This is a genomic window from Pseudomonas sp. Sample_20, from assembly GCF_004307585.1.
In the GTDB taxonomy this organism is placed as follows: Bacteria; Pseudomonadota; Gammaproteobacteria; order Pseudomonadales; family Pseudomonadaceae; genus Aquipseudomonas; species Aquipseudomonas atacamensis.
On sequence record NZ_RCOA01000121.1, the window covers coordinates 27,054 to 43,114 of the forward strand.

The following is a 16,061-nucleotide window of genomic DNA, read 5'->3' on the forward strand; positions in this document are numbered from 1 at the left end:
GACTCATCATTACCACCTGGCGGCCATATGTAAGTCGGATATTCCACCGAAAAAGTATTCATCCTGCCGCATCAGTGTCTGGAAAAACGCTGCTTCATCTTTCCAGTGCAAAATTCTTTGGGCGGTGTAGTCAGGCTTGCCTTCGTAGGAAATGGATGCCTGAATCTCGTAGAGGTTCGAACCTAAAGAGCAATCGCATTCCAGCCAGACATGGAATTGCTCTCCTGCCTTGAGCTGACGCTTCCAGAAAAGCTCGCCCTCACGCAGTCCGGCGAGAATCTGCATATCCTGGTTCAAAGTGCCCCACGAATATATTTTTATCCCTTCACGACTGCGGATACGAACACCGACATTGATGCTGTCGGTATCAATGTGTGAAATACAGTTGACCCGAATCCGAATGACGTCGCCGGGGTAGAAAACCGCGCACGGCTCATCATCGGTGCCGAATGTGCCGACAGACACCACTTCAACGCCCCCGTCTCCGAAGGACATCTGATCAGCGCGTCCAGAGACAGCTCGCGCTTGGCTTTTCTCAGAGGATTCGTTCGACTCAGGTGCGGTTTCCGCTTCGCTGGAAGCGCTCGAATCGGCAGGTTTGGAGGCCGAAGCCTGTCCCGTTTCTACGGCAGGCTGCATCAACTTGGAGAAATAATCCGACTCCTCCTGATGCAGCAATTTGCGATAATCGAGCAGGACCTGGGAGGCAGAACCCATCGAAACTTCCCGCCCCCCCTTGAGTAGGATCGCACGATTGGTCAGTGTTCGAACCGACTCCTGATCATGGGATACAAACAACAGAGTCACGCCATCGGAAAGCAGCTTTTCAATCCGGCCAAAACAGCGTTTCTGAAACAGCGCATCACCAACAGCCAGCGCCTCGTCGACGATCAGAATGTCAGGCTCGATTTGAACCTGCACTGCGAAAGCCAAACGTACCAGCATGCCGCTGGAGTAGGTCTTGACTGGTTGATCGAGGTAATCGCCGATATCGGCAAAGGCTGCAATTTTGTCAAAGCGCTCGTCGACCTCATCATGGGTCATACCGAGCAACATGGCATTGAGATAGACGTTGTCCCGACCGGTGAACTCGGGGTTGAAACCCGACCCCAGCTCTAGCAGTGCCGCTACTCGGCCACGTGTTTCAACAGTACCTACCGTCGGTGCGATGGTTCCTGTGATCAACTGGAGAAGCGTGCTTTTCCCGCTACCGTTGCGGCCGACAATACCAAAAGCCTCGCCTTTGCGAATGTCGAACGAAATGTTCTCCAGAGCCCAGTACTCCCGACAAAACGACGACGGTTCACATCCTACCAACCGTTGAATCGGAGGAATAATGAACTGCTTCAAACGGTCACGCGGCGTGGCATAAATCTCGTAGCACTTACCAAGACCATTTACGCGAATCGAGTACTCATCAGAGGACATCTGCAAACCCCTTTCGTGTCTTCTGGAACCAAACAAAACCAAACCATGCAATTGCACAGGAGATCAACAGATAGAGCCCCCAGACCCGCCAGTCCATGGATTCTCCCCAATACATGAGACCTCGCGTTTGCTCGACCGCGACCGTGATGGGACTGACTTGCACTACTGCCTGAAAGCGCTCGGGCAAGCTTTTCAGCGGGTAAAAAACCGGGGACAAAAACATCAGCACCGGTACCAGCGTACTGATGACCTGCGCCACATCGCGCAGGTATACCCCGAGGGAAGCTACGAACCAAGTGACTCCGAGAGTCATGAGGGCCAACGGCAAAAGTACCAGTGGGAAGAACAGCACGCCGAGATGAGGCACACCGTAGAAGATCACATAGAAAACCAGCCAAACCAAAAAGTTCACCATCAAGTGAAAAAGTGCAGATCCCAGCATCACGATCGGTAATATTTCTAATGGAAATATCACTTTCTTAACATAGTTGACATTCGACAGGATCAAACTTGGAGCGCGGTTGATACATTCTGAAAACAAGTTAAAAACCATTAGACCCGCAAACAACACAAGTGCAAACTCAGCCTTTGAATCGCTTCCACCAACCCAACGAGCCTTGAACACCACACTGAATACAAAAGTATAAACAGCCAACATAAGGACAGGGTTAAAAAAAGACCACAACAACCCCAGAACAGAGCCACTATATCTTCCGGCAATATCTCTTTTAACCAGACTATATATCAAACCACGATTTTTTCTGATAGAACGAAACAATGTAATCGGGGATGTTGAGCGAACAGCGTGCGGGTTCATGCGTAGCCCTTTGTGTTTTCTGTCAATTTCATTTTTTTCTTCGACCATCGAGGCAAGTTAACAGCGGCAACCGCTACGAAAACACTCCGGAATCGGGAGTTCCTGAAACCATCCCTGCGCGAGAATCTTCCCCGGGCAGAAAATGTGACCGACATTAGCTTCCTTGACCAACATTCGAACGCCCCACAGTTTTAACGACAAGACTCATGAGCAACAGGGTCAACCTCGTCGAAACGTTTCCAATGCGCGCCTTTGCGATGCGAGCGACAAATAAACCGTCATTCATCGTATAAAAACTCCGATGAATGGGGCATCCACAGCATCAAAATAGTCGGCAATCCTAACAGGTTTGGCCCTCAGCGGACAATGGCAGGGCTGGCAGCGGGTCAAAGCTGACACATTGTCTTTGACCCGAACCACAAGCGCTCCGAGAGGTTTCAAACCTGCAATTCAGCTTTCCCGGCACTAAAGCTGAACGCGAGAAAAATCAACGGCAAACAGGTTACGAGCAAACCTGTAATACCATCCAGATAATCCTTTGCGACCAGAGACGCCATAGGAAATACCCAGAAAACATTTATACAAGTCACAGCCAGTGTAACGACCTTGTGACTGGCAAAATGCCGCGCAGCGTATTGATAAGCGTGACTTCGATGAGCCTGGTAAATCTTCTCTCCTCGCACCAGCCTTCTCAGCAACGTCACAGTTGAATCCACTGTAAAAACGGACAGGAGGATGAGCCAGCTCCACAACAATGCGGAGTTACTCCACGCCACATAAAGCGAAAGAATTCCCAGAACCATACCCAAAAAACCACTTCCGGCATCGCCCATGAAAATACGGGCCGGAGGAAAGTTCCAAAGCAGGAAACCGGCCACTGCACTGGCCAAAAACAAACTCACAAAAAGTACAGAGTGATTTCCGGCCATCAACGAAATCACGCATCCTGCCAGACAGACAAAAATAGCCTGAACACTCGCAATTCCGTCAATACCATCCATGAAGTTATATAAGTTCAGCATCCAGACGAGGTAAATGGCTGCAAGCACACTTCCCGCCCACCCCAGTTGAATACCCATGCCAAATATGGGAACAGGCGCCATGCCTCCCATCCAGTACAACGCCCAGATAGCAGCAAAAAAATGTCCCAACAATCGCCATCTGGCCGCGATATGCCCATGATCATCCGCAAAACCGATCAACGCCACCAACAGACCAGAGCCAAGTAAACCGCAAAACAGGTTGAACTCAAGCAATCCAGAACCATAAAGTGCAGGAAGAGCCAGAACAAAGGACATTACGATCGCCACCCCTCCTCCCCGAGGAGTAGGGACTACGTGAGAACTACGTTCATTGGGAATATCCATCAAACTCTTGGCCAGCGCGTAACGGCGCAAAACGAAGGTCAGCCCCCAAGAGACAATAAATACTGCCGCCAACAGCCACCACACATTCATTGAGCACTGGTATCCAAAAAGTGATTAACAGTTTGCCGCATTGCACGATCAACGCTGACGGGTGGCAACCATCCAAGCAATTCGCGATTCTTGTCGATATCGACCTGCAATGAGCCACACAAGCGTTGCGCGACCGCCTGCATTCCGAACATTGAAGCGGCAAGCTTGAGCAACCATTCAGGCACCGGCAGCAACCGCGCCCGCTTCCCGAATGTCCGGGACAATCGACTCAACAGCTGCGAGGTAGAAAGATCCTCGCCATCACTGACGAGAAAAACCTGATTAGCTGCAGCAGGATGATCGATACAGGCAACGATCAGGCTGATCAGATTCCCTATCGACACCAGGCTTCGCTGATTCCGCAGCCCCCCTAATGGCAGCGGAATTCCCTTACGCAGCCAACCCAACATACTCATGAAGTTGGCCTTGACGCCTGGACCGTACACCAGCGGTGGACGAATGACGACGATCTCCATACCGGTTTCGCGACCAAGCTTGATCAACGCCTCCTCGGCTTCGTATTTGGAGATACCATAGGGTTCCATAGGAGATGGAAGATCATCAGCCCTGAAAGCCTTCCCCGCAGAAGTACTCTCTCCATTCACCTTGATCGAGCTGATGAAAATGAAACGCTTGACACCCGAATGCGCTGCCTGCCGGGCCAGCTTTAGCGTTCCCTGCACATTGACATCACGAAACTCGGCCAGCGCATCCGCAGCCGCTTCACGCATGACGTGTACCCGGGCCGCAGCATGAACCACAACCTGGACCCCCTCAAAAGCAGGCAAAACTTCGGCGCGAGTCAGATCGAAGGGCATCACGCGACACAACCCCTGCAAGCGAGTAGGACCTCGCGCGGCCGCCACAGGACAAAAACGCCTGCCGACCAACAAATGCATAACCAGAGCTTCACCTACAAACCCACTGGCCCCGGTCACTAAAACATTCAGGGGCGTCATTTGACTTTCGTTCCTACGAGCGCGGTTGCCCAGCAAATGCAAAAGAAGAACATCTTGTCACGCCGCCGACGGCGGCAGCGCCAAGCGCTGAATGACAGTCTCAATAGTTGCGTGCGGCGCAAACTCAGCCAACCGCGCACAAAGGGATCGGTTTCTCGCCCCACCAACCGAGCTATCAGTTGAACCTGATTGAACCACCATCCGTCATGAATCGTCTTGTAACGAGATATCAGGGAACTGAGCCCCTTATTGGCGCCGACCTGATTGCGCTGATGCTGGCGGTACTCCATGGACGGCTCGGGATCGATATACCAGCTGAAGCCATGACTGCGAGCAAAGGCATAACAGTACCAATCGTGCAGACTGACATCCTGCAGTTGCTTCCAATTGACGATCATGGAGGATTTGAGCGCGTCAATGACCTTCCTGCTCATCACATAAGTGCATCCCGGCCCGGCAGCCTCGAACAGAAAGTCCCAATCAACCTGCGGCTGAGCTTTGTTCAGTAGATGGGTACTGCCATTCGGCCAGAATGCCGTGACGTTGCTGGAATAGGCATCAATGTGGAGGTCGCGAATGACACTTGTCGCCCGCTCCAACTTGCCTGGACGCCATATATCATCCTGATCTGCAAAAGCCACGAAGTCGAAGCGCTCCAGATCGACGTCGCGGATCAAGCGGAAAAAGTTTCGCGCCGCCCCACCAAAAGCGCCAGCTGGCGGCAAAACGATCACAGACCCATGATCGCTCGCATACTGTTCGCACCAAATCTCTGTGCCATCCGTGGAAGGATCAATGCTGATATAAACGGTTACATCAACGCCTTCTTGAGCAAGGATCGAACTCAACTGCTCTTCGATCCAATGCATGCCGTTATAGGCCGCCAGAAGAACCGCAATTCGAGGATATTTTACTGACATGCAATCCCTGCTGCACCGATTGAGCGCTTCATCTTGAAAGGGTCTCCCTTCCAATCAGCGTGAAGGTGAGTCCAGCAGTTTCTGCAGATATTGCCCATAACCGGTCTTTTTCAACGCATCAGCCTGAGCACGCAATTGCCGCGCGGTGATCCAGCCATTGTGGTAGGCGATCTCTTCCAGACACGCCACTTTCAAACCTTGACGCTGCTCGATGGTATGCACGAAGTGACTGGCTTCAAGAAGCGAATCATGAGTTCCCGTGTCCAGCCACGCAAAACCACGACCCAGCATTTCCACATTGAGCATCTTTTTGTCGAGGTATGCCTGATTGATGTCGGTAATTTCCAACTCCCCGCGAGCCGAGGGTTTTATGCTTTTGGCAATATCGACCACTTGGTTGTCATAGAAGTACAACCCCGTCACGGCGTAGTTGGACTTCGGCTTCATCGGCTTCTCTTCGATACTCAAGGCACGCCCTTGAACATCGAATTCAACAACACCGAAACGCTCCGGATCGGATACGTGATAACCAAACACCGTCGCCCCTTCCGCCTGAGTGCTTGCCGCCCTCAGGTTGTCGGAGAAGTGCTGACCATAGAAGATGTTGTCTCCCAGAATCAAACAGCAAGGATCATTGCCAATGAATTCGTCGCCAATGATGAACGCTTGCGCCAGGCCATCAGGGCTAGGCTGTTCAGCGTAGGAGAGCTTGATCCCGTACACACTGCCGTCGCCCAACAACTTACGGAAACAAGGCAAGTCTTCCGGCGTGGAGATAATCAGAATCTCGCGCATGCCGGCCAACATCAGAACCGACAGCGGATAAAAGATCATCGGCTTGTCGTAGATCGGCAGCATTTGCTTGGAGACGCCTAACGTCAGCGGATGCAATCGGGTGCCCGAACCACCGGCGAGAATGATGCCTTTACGATTTGTCGTGGTCATTTGTTCAGAACTTCCCTAAGCATTCGGGTTACACCACTTTGCCAATCCGGCAAGTGTAGAGAAAAATTGTTGCGCAGCTTCTGAGTATTCAAACGTGAGTTCAGAGGGCGATGTGCAGGTGTCGGATATGCAGTCGTTTCGATAGGACTGACCGTTGTCACAGCCAACTCCTCGCCTTGGGCTTTAGCGAAGTCGATTACGAGACTCGCATAGCCATGCCAGGACACTTCGCCAGCAGCGGCCAAGTGGTAGAGGCCAGCTAATTCTGGTTGCTTGGTAACTTGCTGGATAGCCAACGCCGTTACGTCTGCAATCAGATCAGCCCCGGTCGGCGCACCGATCTGATCTGCAATCACGCTCAACGTTTCGCGATCTTTGGCCAAGCGCAGCATGGTCTTGGCGAAGTTATTGCCGCGAGCACCGTATACCCAACTGGTGCGGAAGATCAGATGGTTGCAACCCGATGCGATAATCGCCTGCTCGCCGGCGAGCTTGCTGGAGCCGTAATGATTCACTGGCGCAACGGCGTCTGTCTCCTGCCATGGCGTGACGCCTTGACCACTGAAGACGTAATCCGTTGAGTAGTGAACCAGCCATGCGCCCAGCGATGCGGCTTCTTCCGCCATCACGCCACTCGCAAGACCATTCACGCGATCCGCCAACTCGGTTTCCGACTCAGCTTTGTCGACCGCCGTATAGGCAGCAGCATTAACTATAACGTCGGGCTTTATCTGACGAATCGTTTTACGCAAGGATTCAAGATTCGACAGATCACCGCTGAGGCCATCAACAACGTGACGATCAAGAGCGACCAGTTCGCCAAGCGGAGCCAGGGAGCGTTGCAACTCCCAACCCACTTGGCCGTTTTTGCCTAGTAGAAGGATCTTCATGCCTTGTTCGTACGATCTGTGTAGTTCTGATCAATCCACTGCTGGTAGCTACCGCTCTTTACGTGCTCAACCCACTCAGTGTTGTTCAGATACCATTCGACCGTCTTGCGGATGCCGGTCTCAAACGTCTCTTCAGGTGTCCATCCCAGCTCACGCTGAATCTTGCTCGCGTCGATCGCATAACGCACGTCATGCCCAGGACGATCCTGAACATAGGTAATGAGGCTCGCATGCGGACGATGTGCCGAATCAGGACGCAACTCATCGAGCAACGCACACAGGGTATGCACTACCTCAATGTTTTGTTTTTCGTTATGACCGCCGATGTTGTAAGTCTCGCCGATCACGCCCTCGGTGACGACTTTGTATAGCGCGCGTGCGTGATCTTCGACATACAGCCAGTCGCGAACCTGGTTGCCTTTGCCGTACACCGGCAGCGGTTTGCCTTCCAGCGCGTTGAGAATGATCAGCGGGATCAGTTTCTCAGGGAAGTGGCATGGGCCGTAGTTGTTCGAGCAGTTGGTGACAAGTGTCGGCAGGCCGTAAGTGCGGGCCCAGGCACGGACCAGGTGGTCGGAGCTGGCCTTGCTGGCCGAGTATGGCGAGCTTGGCTGGTAAGGCGTAGTTTCGGTGAAGAGGTCTTCCGGACCTTCGAGGTCTCCGTAAACTTCGTCAGTCGAAATGTGATGGAAGCGGAAGTTGGCTTTGCGCGTGTCATCCAGCGCAGCCCAGTAGTGGCGCGCGGCTTCGAGCAGCGTGTAGGTGCCAATGATGTTGGTCTGGATGAATTCGGACGGGCCGGAGATCGAACGGTCAACGTGGGATTCTGCGGCCAGGTGCATGATTGCATCAGGTCGGTGTTCACGCAGGACGCGGTCGATCTGATCACGATCGCAGATATCGACACGCTCGAAGGCGTAACGCGAATTCTGGCTGACTTCTGCCAGGGACTCCAGGTTGCCGGCGTAAGTCAACTTATCGACGTTGACGACCGCATCGGCAGTGTTGGAGATGATGTGACGGATGACTGCCGAGCCAATGAAGCCGGCGCCGCCGGTAACTAGAATTTTCACGCGAAGCGATACCCTTGAGCTGCGGACGGCGCTGCCAGCGAGCGCGGTCTAATCCATGAATGCAGAAGCCACTATCAATTGGCATCCGTCAGAGTCAGTCTGAATCGACATGCAAATAAGGCACGATCGAACAAGGGACGCATTTTACAGCTTAATGATGGTTTTACTAATGGATAAAGACAGGCTGATGCGCAATTTCGACAGATGCCGTGCGCCTGTCGCCTTTAGACCAGTCGCTTGCGCGCAGCTCTGGACGAACGTCCAAGAAACCAGCCCAAAATTGGACCGATGAGCATGCCGATCAGCAACGCCAACACCGCAACAACCGACACCGGCAACTGCGGGCCGGAAAAACCCAGAAACAAAAGTGAAACCGATTGCTGGTTTTCCAGCACAAACGCTAGGACAACCAGAACCACCAGCAGAAGAAAAACGCCAACCAGTATGCGTTTCAGATTACGCATTCACGCGCCCTCGAATTTGAATAGCGAAGATCAAGCGCCCTCCTCCTCTTCCTCGTTCACGCGATCACGCAATTCCTTGCCCGGCTTAAAATGCGGAACGAATTTACCGTCCAGACTTACCGACTGGCCGGTCTTTGGATTACGGCCGACGCGCGGTGCGCGGTAGTGCAGGGAGAAGCTGCCAAATCCACGGATCTCGATACGATCACCTGTGGCGAGGCACTGAGACATTTGTTCAAGCATGGTCTTGATGGCCAGCTCCACATCCTTGGATGAGAGTAGCCCTTGATGGGTGACAATTCGTTCGATCAACTCCGACTTCGTCATATTTTTCCCTTCTTTTTCAAGCAGCTAGATCAGCGCTTGAAAGGTTTTAGCATGCCCGGATGATTTTGAACAGCCCAGGGATTGACATATCTTTCCCGGGGGCAAAACGCCCATTTTCAGGGCATTCCCTAGCGAGTCGGGTCGCTGCTCACTTAACGACACATCACCAGCATGGTCCGGGTTACAAAGCCTGCGGGATTGAAGCCGAACGGGTATTCGTCTTCATCTTTGGCATCGTCAGAACGGGTAATGACCTTATAGCCCTTGCCCTTACACTCCTTCGCTGCACGTTTCTGGCACTCTTCCCAACCGGAACCCAACCCGGAGCAATCGACCTCGATACCACTGACGCCGCGCACCGCATGGGTTTTCGCACTGGTGGTGCACCCTGCCAGTGCCAAGACCACTGCAACAACAAGTAACTTGTTCATCCACTTCCTTATGCCAGGCAAGCCTGACGACTAATGCTCAAGATCAAGCTTAGTCGCGAATAGGCGATTGATCCGATTAAAGAAACAGACCCGCAGGCGAAGCCATTGGTTTCATGCACGGACGTACAAAGACCAAATCGCAGACACAAAAAAGGGCGACCGAAGTCGCCCTTTTTAATGATCAAGCAGAACTCAGTTCTGTTTGGCCATTGCTTGACGCAGCAGTGCCGCCATAGTGGTGTCAGCTGCTTCGCCTTCCGGAGCTGCTTTCAGGCTCTGGATGGCTTCTTTCTCTTCAGCGTCGTCTTTCGACTTGATCGAGAGCTGGATTACGCGGCTCTTACGGTCAACGCTGATGATCTTGGCTTCAACTTCCTGGCCTTCTTTCAGAACGTTGCGCGCGTCTTCAACGCGGTCACGGCTGATTTCGGAGGCTTTCAGGGTAGCTTCGATGTCGTCGGCCAGAACGATGATGGCGCCTTTGGCGTCAACTTCTTTCACGGTACCGGTCACGATAGCGCCCTTGTCGTTAACCGAGACGTACTCGGAGAACGGATCGCTTTCCAGTTGCTTGATGCCCAGGGAGATGCGCTCGCGCTCTGGGTCAACCGACAGGATGACGGTGTCCAGCTCGTCGCCCTTCTTGAAACGACGTACGGCTTCTTCGCCCACTTCGTTCCAGGAGATGTCGGACAGGTGAACCAGACCGTCGATGCCGCCGTCCAGACCAATGAAGATACCGAAATCGGTGATCGACTTGATGGTGCCGGAGATCTTGTCGCCCTTGTTGAACTGGCCAGAGAAGTCTTCCCATGGGTTCGACTTGCACTGCTTGATGCCCAGGGAGATACGACGACGCTCTTCGTCGATGTCCAGAACCATGACTTCCACTTCGTCGCCGACTTGTACGACTTTCGAAGGGTGGATGTTCTTGTTGGTCCAGTCCATTTCCGAAACGTGTACCAGACCTTCAACGCCTTCTTCCAGCTCAGCGAAGCAGCCGTAGTCGGTCAGGTTGGTTACACGAGCGGTAACGCGAGTGCCTTCTGGGTAACGGGCTTTGATAGCAACCCATGGATCTTCGCCCAGTTGCTTCAGGCCCAGGGAAACACGGTTGCGTTCGCGATCGTATTTCAGAACCTTGACGTCGATCTCGTCACCAACGTTGACGATCTCGGAAGGATGCTTGATGCGCTTCCAGGCCATGTCGGTGATGTGCAGCAGGCCGTCCACGCCACCCAGATCGACGAATGCGCCGTAATCGGTGAGGTTTTTGACGATACCTTTGACTTGCTGGCCTTCCTGCAGGGATTCCAGCAGAGCTTCACGCTCGGCGGAGTTCTCGGCTTCGAGGACGCTGCGACGGGAAACGACAACGTTGTTGCGCTTCTGGTCCAGCTTGATGACCTTGAATTCCAGCTCTTTGCCTTCCAGGTGCGTGGTGTCGCGCACTGGACGGACGTCAACCAGGGAACCTGGCAGGAACGCACGGATGCCGTTAACGTCGACAGTGAAGCCGCCTTTAACCTTACCGTTGATAACGCCCTTGACCACTTCCTCGGCTGCGAAGGCTGCTTCCAGAACGATCCAGCATTCAGCGCGCTTGGCTTTTTCACGGGACAGCTTGGTTTCGCCAAAGCCGTCTTCAACCGAATCCAGAGCAACGTGAACTTCATCACCAACGTTGATGTTCAGTTCGCCAGCATCGTTGTAGAACTGCTCAAGCGGGATGAGTGCTTCAGACTTCAGACCAGCGTGAACGGTTACCCAGCGAGCCTGGTAATCGATATCAACGATAACACCGGTGATGATGGAGCCTGCCTGAAGGTTCAGGGTTTTCAGGCTTTCTTCAAAGAGTTCCGCAAAGCTTTCGCTCATTTTAATTCCTGTAGATGAGGGCGAAGTAAACGCCCATCTCCACACCCCAGACGGTGTGGGTTAGTTTCATTTAAAAGAAGCACCGCAGGACTATGACTGGTCCCCTGCGGCCCTCTTGGTCACCCGGCGATATCGCGAATGGCGATCTCGCTCATGATGCGTTCAAGCACCTGATCGATGGAAAGCTCCGTTGAATCCAGCTGAATCGCGTCGGCCGCCGGCTTGAGCGGGGCTACTGCGCGCTGGGTGTCACGCTCATCGCGTGCACGGATCTCATCTAGCAGACTCGACAGACTAACACCCTCGACTTTGCCCTTCAACTGCAAATATCGACGTCGCGCCCGCTCCTCGGCACTGGCGGTGAGGAAAATCTTCAGCGGTGCATCCGGAAATACCACCGTACCCATGTCGCGGCCGTCGGCCACCAGCCCCGGCGCTTCCTGGAACGCACGCTGGCGCTGCAGCAGCGCCTCGCGCACGGCGGGCAGCGCAGCCACTTGCGAGGCGCCGGAACCGACGCTTTCGGTGCGAATGACATCGCTGACTTCGTCGCCTTCGAGAATGATCCGCTGCAGCTGACCTTCGGTCGCGGCGATGAATTGCACATCCAGATGAGCGGCCAATGTCTTCAGCAGCTCTTCATTGGTCAGGTCGACGCCATGGTTGTGCGCAGCAAACGCGAGCAAGCGATAAAGCGCACCGGAATCCAGCAGGTTCCAGCCCAGACGCTTGGCCAGAATCCCGGCAACCGTGCCTTTGCCGGAGCCGCTTGGCCCATCGATGGTGATGACCGGTGCAATGTTTTTCACGACTGAGCCTCTTGTGCCACACGAATGCCGACTTGCCCGCACAACGAGAGGAAGTTGGGGAACGAGGTCGCGACGTTGGCGCAATCATGGATGCGGATCGGTGCGGTAGCGCGCAACGAGGCAACGCTGAAGGCCATGGCGATACGGTGGTCGCCGTGACCGTGCACTTCACCGCCGCCGATCTGGCCGCCGTCGATGATGATGCCGTCCGGGGTCGGTTCACACTTGACGCCCAGCGCCAGCAAGCCGTCCGCCATGACCTGAATCCGGTCGGATTCCTTGACTCGCAGCTCTTCGGCGCCGGTCAGCACGGTACGCCCTTCGGCGCACGCAGCCGCGACGAACAGTACCGGGAATTCGTCGATGGCCAGCGGCACCAGTTCCTCCGGAATCTCGATACCTTTGAGTTTAGCTGCGCGCACGCGCAAGTCAGCAACTGGCTCGCCGCCGACTTCACGCTGGTTTTCCAGAGTGATATCGGCGCCCATCAGACGCAGGATATCGATCACGCCAGTACGGGTCGGGTTGATGCCGACGTGCTCGAGCACCAGCTCGGAACCCTCGGCAATCGAGGCCGCGACCAGGAAGAACGCCGACGACGAAATATCGCCCGGCACTTCGATGTGAGTCGCGGTGAGCTTGCCGCCGGACTCGACCGAAGCCGTGGCGCCGTCGACGCTGACCGGGTAGCCGAAACCACGCAGCATGCGCTCGGTGTGATCGCGGGTCGGTGCCGGCTCGGTCACCGTGGTCTTGCCTTCAGCGTAGAGACCGGCAAGCAGCAGGCAGGATTTCACCTGGGCACTGGCCATCGGCATGGTGTAGGTCAAGCCCTTGAGCTTGTGGCCACCGCGAATGGTCATCGGTGGACGACCTTCGGCAGCGGTTTCGATCACAGCGCCCATTTCTCGCAGAGGATTAGCCACGCGATTCATCGGACGCTTGGACAGCGAAGCGTCGCCGGTCAAGGTGCTGTCGAAGTTCTGCGCCGCCAGCAGGCCAGAGAGCAGACGCATCGAGGTGCCGGAGTTGCCCAGGTAGATCGGGCCCGGCGCAGGTTTAAGGCCGTGCAGGCCGACACCGTGAATGGTCACGCGGCCGTGGTGCGGGCCTTCGATGACCACGCCCATGTCGCGAAACGCCTGCAAGGTCGCCAGGGCGTCTTCGCCCTCGAGAAAGCCTTCGACTTCGGTGACGCCTTCGGCCAGCGAGCCGAGCATGATCGAACGGTGGGAAATCGATTTGTCACCCGGTACGCGAATCCGACCGGACAGGCGGCCACCAGGTTGAGCCAGGAAGATCAGATCGTTGGAATTCATAGCGTCCACATAGGCCCTGCGGGCCAGGATTTTACTGAAATGCTCGCGGGCAACCCGGGCGCGCGTGAAAACGCCCAACAATTGGTGCCCATCCCCTGCATCGACCGCGTCGCGCAAGGCGTCGAGGTCGCTGCGAAATGTATCGAGTGTGCGCAGGACAGCCTCGCGGTTGGCGAGGAAGATGTCGTGCCACATGACCGGGTCGCTTCCGGCGATTCTCGTGAAATCGCGGAAACCGCCCGCAGCGTAACGGAAGATCTCCAGATTTTCATTGCGCTTGGCCAACGAATCGACCAGACCGAAGGCCAGCAGATGCGGCAAATGACTGGTCGCGGCCAGCACTTCGTCGTGACGCTCGACCTGCATGTGCTCGACATCGGCGCCCAGTTCGCGCCAGAGACGATCAACCAGCGCCAGCGCGGCAGGATCGGTCTGCTCGAGCGGCGTCAGGATCACCTTGTGCCGGCGGAACAGCTCGGCATTCGAGGCTTCCACCCCGCTCTGCTCGGAACCGGCAATCGGGTGCCCGGGGACGAAACGCGCCGGCATGCCGCCGAACGCTTCGGTCGCCGCGCGCACTACGTTGCCTTTGGCGCTGCCGACATCCGTAAGAATCGCCTGCCCCAGGTCCATGACAGCCAGACGCGCGAGCAGCTTTTCCATGGCCAGAATCGGCACCGCCAGCTGAATCACGTCAGCACCGACGCAAGCCGCCGCCAAGTCGTCTTCGCAGCGATCGACCACACCCAATTCGACCGCGAGCTTGCGCGATTGCGGGTCGAGATCAACGCCGACCACTTCACGGCACAGGCCGCTTTCACGCAAACCCTTGGCAAACGAACCACCGATCAACCCCAGACCGACCACCACGAGGCGACCGATCATAGGTGCAGCAGGTTGCAGCGCAGTGACATCAACCACGAGCCAGAACCTTGCGCAGCGCTTCGAGGAAACGGCTGTTTTCTGCCGGCAGACCGATGGTCACCCGCAGGTGGTTCGGCATGCCGTAATTGGCCACCGGACGCACGATCACGCCTTCGCGCAGCAGGCCCTGGAAAATTGGCGCCGCGACCTGGCCGAGATCGACGCAGATGAAGTTGCCTTTGGACTCGATCCAGCTCAGTCCCAGCTCACGGAAGCCCGCCTGCAACTGCTGCATGCCGGCTTCGTTGAGCTGACGGCTTTGCGCCAGATATTCCTCGTCCTTCAGCGCTGCACACGCCGCCGCCAGGGCGAGGCTGTTGACATTGAACGGCTGGCGAACACGGTTCAGCACGTCCGCCACCACAGGCGTCGACAAGCCATAACCGACGCGCAGCGCGGCCAGACCATAGGCCTTGGAGAAGGTGCGCGACACCAGCAGGTTCGGGTATGCGGCGAGGAAGTCGAGACCGTCCGGCAAATCACTGCCTTCGGCGTACTCGATGTAAGCCTCGTCGAGGACTACCAGCACATGCTCGGGAACGTCCTGCAGGAACTCGCCCAGCGCTTCTGCGCCGAACCAGGTGCCGGTCGGGTTGTTCGGGTTGGCGATAAACACCACGCGGGTATCGGCATCTATGGCTGCGAGCATCGCCGGCAGATCGTGCCCCCAATCCTTGGCAGGAACGACTTTGGCTTGTGCGCCAACGGCTTGGGTAGCAATCGGATACACAGCGAAAGCGTGCTCACTGAACACCGCATTCAGGCCCGGCGCCAGATAGGCACGCGCAACCAGCTCAAGAATGTCGTTTGAGCCATTACCCAGCGTGACCTGATTCAGCTCGACGCGGCACTGCTCGGCGAGCATCGATTTCAGGGCGAAACCATTGCCGTCCGGGTAGCGGGTCAGCTCGGCCAGCTCTTCGCGGATCGCCGCCAATGCCTTCGGGCTGGCGCCCAATGGGTTTTCGTTGCTCGCCAGTTTGACGATTTTTGCCGGATCCAGATCCAGCTCGCGCGCCAGTTCGTCCACAGGCTTGCCCGGAACGTACGGCGAAAGTTGTTGCACGCCCGGCTGTGCCAGAGCGAGGAAGTTGCCACTCATTTGCTACCGCCCTTAGAGAACTGCTTTCGGGTAGGAACCCAGCACTTTGAGTGCTACTGCTTCCTGACTGATCTTTTCCAGCACACCTTTGATCAACGGATCACGGTGGTGGCCGACGAAGTCGATGAAGAACACGTAGGTCCATTTGCCGCTGCGCGACGGACGGGTTTCGATGCGGGTCAGGTCGATGCCATTGTCGTGGAACGGCACCAGCAGCTCATGCAGCGCGCCGGGCTTGTTGCTCATCGACACGATGATCGAGGTCTTGTCGTCGCCGGTCGGCGGCACTTCCTGGTTACCGATCATCAGGAAGCGCGT

At 55.6% G+C, this 16,061-nt stretch carries 16 protein-coding genes; all 16 read right to left on the reverse strand.

Annotated features, from left to right (window positions below; translation table 11 throughout):
- Nucleotides 1-9 precede the first annotated feature (9 nt).
- Complete coding sequence (locus D8U70_RS23535; protein ID WP_130929855.1) at nucleotides 10-1,428, reverse strand: ABC transporter ATP-binding protein; 1,419 nt, start codon at nucleotides 1,426-1,428, stop codon at nucleotides 10-12.
- Nucleotides 1,418-2,245: an ABC transporter permease gene (locus D8U70_RS23540; protein ID WP_130929868.1), complete on the reverse strand. Its 828-nt coding sequence runs from the start codon at nucleotides 2,243-2,245 to the stop codon at nucleotides 1,418-1,420. Before D8U70_RS23540 ends, D8U70_RS23535 begins: the two co-directional genes overlap by 11 nt.
- 437 nt (nucleotides 2,246-2,682) lie before the next feature.
- Nucleotides 2,683-3,702, reverse strand: a complete 1,020-nt coding sequence (locus D8U70_RS23545) for a glycosyltransferase family 4 protein (RefSeq protein ID WP_130929856.1) — start codon at nucleotides 3,700-3,702, stop codon at nucleotides 2,683-2,685.
- On the reverse strand, nucleotides 3,699-4,661 hold the full coding sequence (locus D8U70_RS23550; RefSeq protein WP_130929857.1) for an SDR family oxidoreductase: 963 nt from the start codon (nucleotides 4,659-4,661) through the stop codon (nucleotides 3,699-3,701). The genes D8U70_RS23545 and D8U70_RS23550 overlap by 4 nt, the downstream gene beginning before the upstream one ends.
- A complete protein-coding gene (locus D8U70_RS23555; protein ID WP_130929858.1) occupies nucleotides 4,658-5,581 on the reverse strand; it encodes a glycosyltransferase in 924 nt (307 codons plus the stop codon). The genes D8U70_RS23550 and D8U70_RS23555 overlap by 4 nt, the downstream gene beginning before the upstream one ends.
- Nucleotides 5,582-5,635: 54 nt before the next feature.
- Complete coding sequence (gene rfbA, locus D8U70_RS23560; protein ID WP_130929859.1) at nucleotides 5,636-6,526, reverse strand: glucose-1-phosphate thymidylyltransferase RfbA; 891 nt, start codon at nucleotides 6,524-6,526, stop codon at nucleotides 5,636-5,638.
- Nucleotides 6,523-7,416, reverse strand: a complete 894-nt coding sequence (gene rfbD / locus D8U70_RS23565) for a dTDP-4-dehydrorhamnose reductase (RefSeq protein ID WP_130929860.1) — start codon at nucleotides 7,414-7,416, stop codon at nucleotides 6,523-6,525. Before rfbD ends, rfbA begins: the two co-directional genes overlap by 4 nt.
- Entirely contained in the window at nucleotides 7,413-8,489 is a 1,077-nt protein-coding gene (rfbB, locus tag D8U70_RS23570) for a dTDP-glucose 4,6-dehydratase (RefSeq protein WP_130929861.1), read from the reverse strand. Before rfbB ends, rfbD begins: the two co-directional genes overlap by 4 nt.
- Nucleotides 8,490-8,713: 224 nt before the next feature.
- On the reverse strand, nucleotides 8,714-8,953 hold the full coding sequence (locus tag D8U70_RS23575) for a LapA family protein (protein ID WP_130929862.1): 240 nt from the start codon (nucleotides 8,951-8,953) through the stop codon (nucleotides 8,714-8,716).
- Between the two features lie 30 nt (nucleotides 8,954-8,983).
- Nucleotides 8,984-9,280, reverse strand: a complete 297-nt coding sequence (ihfB, locus tag D8U70_RS23580) for an integration host factor subunit beta (protein ID WP_007950920.1) — start codon at nucleotides 9,278-9,280, stop codon at nucleotides 8,984-8,986.
- 152 nt (nucleotides 9,281-9,432) lie between these two features.
- Nucleotides 9,433-9,711, reverse strand: a complete 279-nt coding sequence (locus D8U70_RS23585) for a hypothetical protein (RefSeq protein ID WP_130929863.1) — start codon at nucleotides 9,709-9,711, stop codon at nucleotides 9,433-9,435.
- Between the two features lie 192 nt (nucleotides 9,712-9,903).
- On the reverse strand, nucleotides 9,904-11,589 hold the full coding sequence (gene rpsA / locus D8U70_RS23590; protein WP_016770920.1) for a 30S ribosomal protein S1: 1,686 nt from the start codon (nucleotides 11,587-11,589) through the stop codon (nucleotides 9,904-9,906).
- Nucleotides 11,590-11,708: 119 nt separating this feature from the next.
- Nucleotides 11,709-12,398, reverse strand: coding sequence for a (d)CMP kinase (gene cmk / locus D8U70_RS23595; protein WP_024013869.1), 690 nt, complete (start codon nucleotides 12,396-12,398; stop codon nucleotides 11,709-11,711).
- Nucleotides 12,395-14,602, reverse strand: coding sequence for a bifunctional prephenate dehydrogenase/3-phosphoshikimate 1-carboxyvinyltransferase (locus D8U70_RS23600; RefSeq protein ID WP_241664686.1), 2,208 nt, complete (start codon nucleotides 14,600-14,602; stop codon nucleotides 12,395-12,397). The genes cmk and D8U70_RS23600 overlap by 4 nt, the downstream gene beginning before the upstream one ends.
- 28 nt (nucleotides 14,603-14,630) lie before the next feature.
- Nucleotides 14,631-15,743: a histidinol-phosphate transaminase gene (hisC, locus tag D8U70_RS23605; protein WP_130929865.1), complete on the reverse strand. Its 1,113-nt coding sequence runs from the start codon at nucleotides 15,741-15,743 to the stop codon at nucleotides 14,631-14,633.
- Between the two features lie 12 nt (nucleotides 15,744-15,755).
- Nucleotides 15,756-16,061: ACT domain-containing protein (locus tag D8U70_RS23610; RefSeq protein WP_130929866.1), on the reverse strand; the 306-nt coding region annotated here is incomplete at its 5' end.

Excerpts from the sequence above, each read along its gene's own strand:
- D8U70_RS23545 (WP_130929856.1), bottom strand. The coding sequence starts at position 3,702 with ATGAATGTGTGGTGGCTGTTGGCGGCAGTATTTATTGTCTCTTGGGGG.
- D8U70_RS23550 (WP_130929857.1), bottom strand. The coding sequence starts at position 4,661 with ATGACGCCCCTGAATGTTTTAGTGACCGGGGCCAGTGGGTTTGTAGGT.
- D8U70_RS23585 (WP_130929863.1), bottom strand. The coding sequence starts at position 9,711 with ATGAACAAGTTACTTGTTGTTGCAGTGGTCTTGGCACTGGCAGGGTGC.
- rfbA (WP_130929859.1), bottom strand. The coding sequence starts at position 6,526 with ATGACCACGACAAATCGTAAAGGCATCATTCTCGCCGGTGGTTCGGGC.
- rfbD (WP_130929860.1), bottom strand. The coding sequence starts at position 7,416 with ATGAAGATCCTTCTACTAGGCAAAAACGGCCAAGTGGGTTGGGAGTTG.
- D8U70_RS23555 (WP_130929858.1), bottom strand. The coding sequence starts at position 5,581 with ATGTCAGTAAAATATCCTCGAATTGCGGTTCTTCTGGCGGCCTATAAC.
- D8U70_RS23540 (WP_130929868.1), bottom strand. The coding sequence starts at position 2,245 with ATGAACCCGCACGCTGTTCGCTCAACATCCCCGATTACATTGTTTCGT.
- hisC (WP_130929865.1), bottom strand. The coding sequence starts at position 15,743 with ATGAGTGGCAACTTCCTCGCTCTGGCACAGCCGGGCGTGCAACAACTT.
- rpsA (WP_016770920.1), bottom strand. The coding sequence starts at position 11,589 with ATGAGCGAAAGCTTTGCGGAACTCTTTGAAGAAAGCCTGAAAACCCTG.
- D8U70_RS23535 (WP_130929855.1), bottom strand. The coding sequence starts at position 1,428 with ATGTCCTCTGATGAGTACTCGATTCGCGTAAATGGTCTTGGTAAGTGC.
- D8U70_RS23600 (WP_241664686.1), bottom strand. The coding sequence starts at position 14,602 with ATGATCGGTCGCCTCGTGGTGGTCGGTCTGGGGTTGATCGGTGGTTCG.
- D8U70_RS23575 (WP_130929862.1), bottom strand. The coding sequence starts at position 8,953 with ATGCGTAATCTGAAACGCATACTGGTTGGCGTTTTTCTTCTGCTGGTG.
- ihfB (WP_007950920.1), bottom strand. The coding sequence starts at position 9,280 with ATGACGAAGTCGGAGTTGATCGAACGAATTGTCACCCATCAAGGGCTA.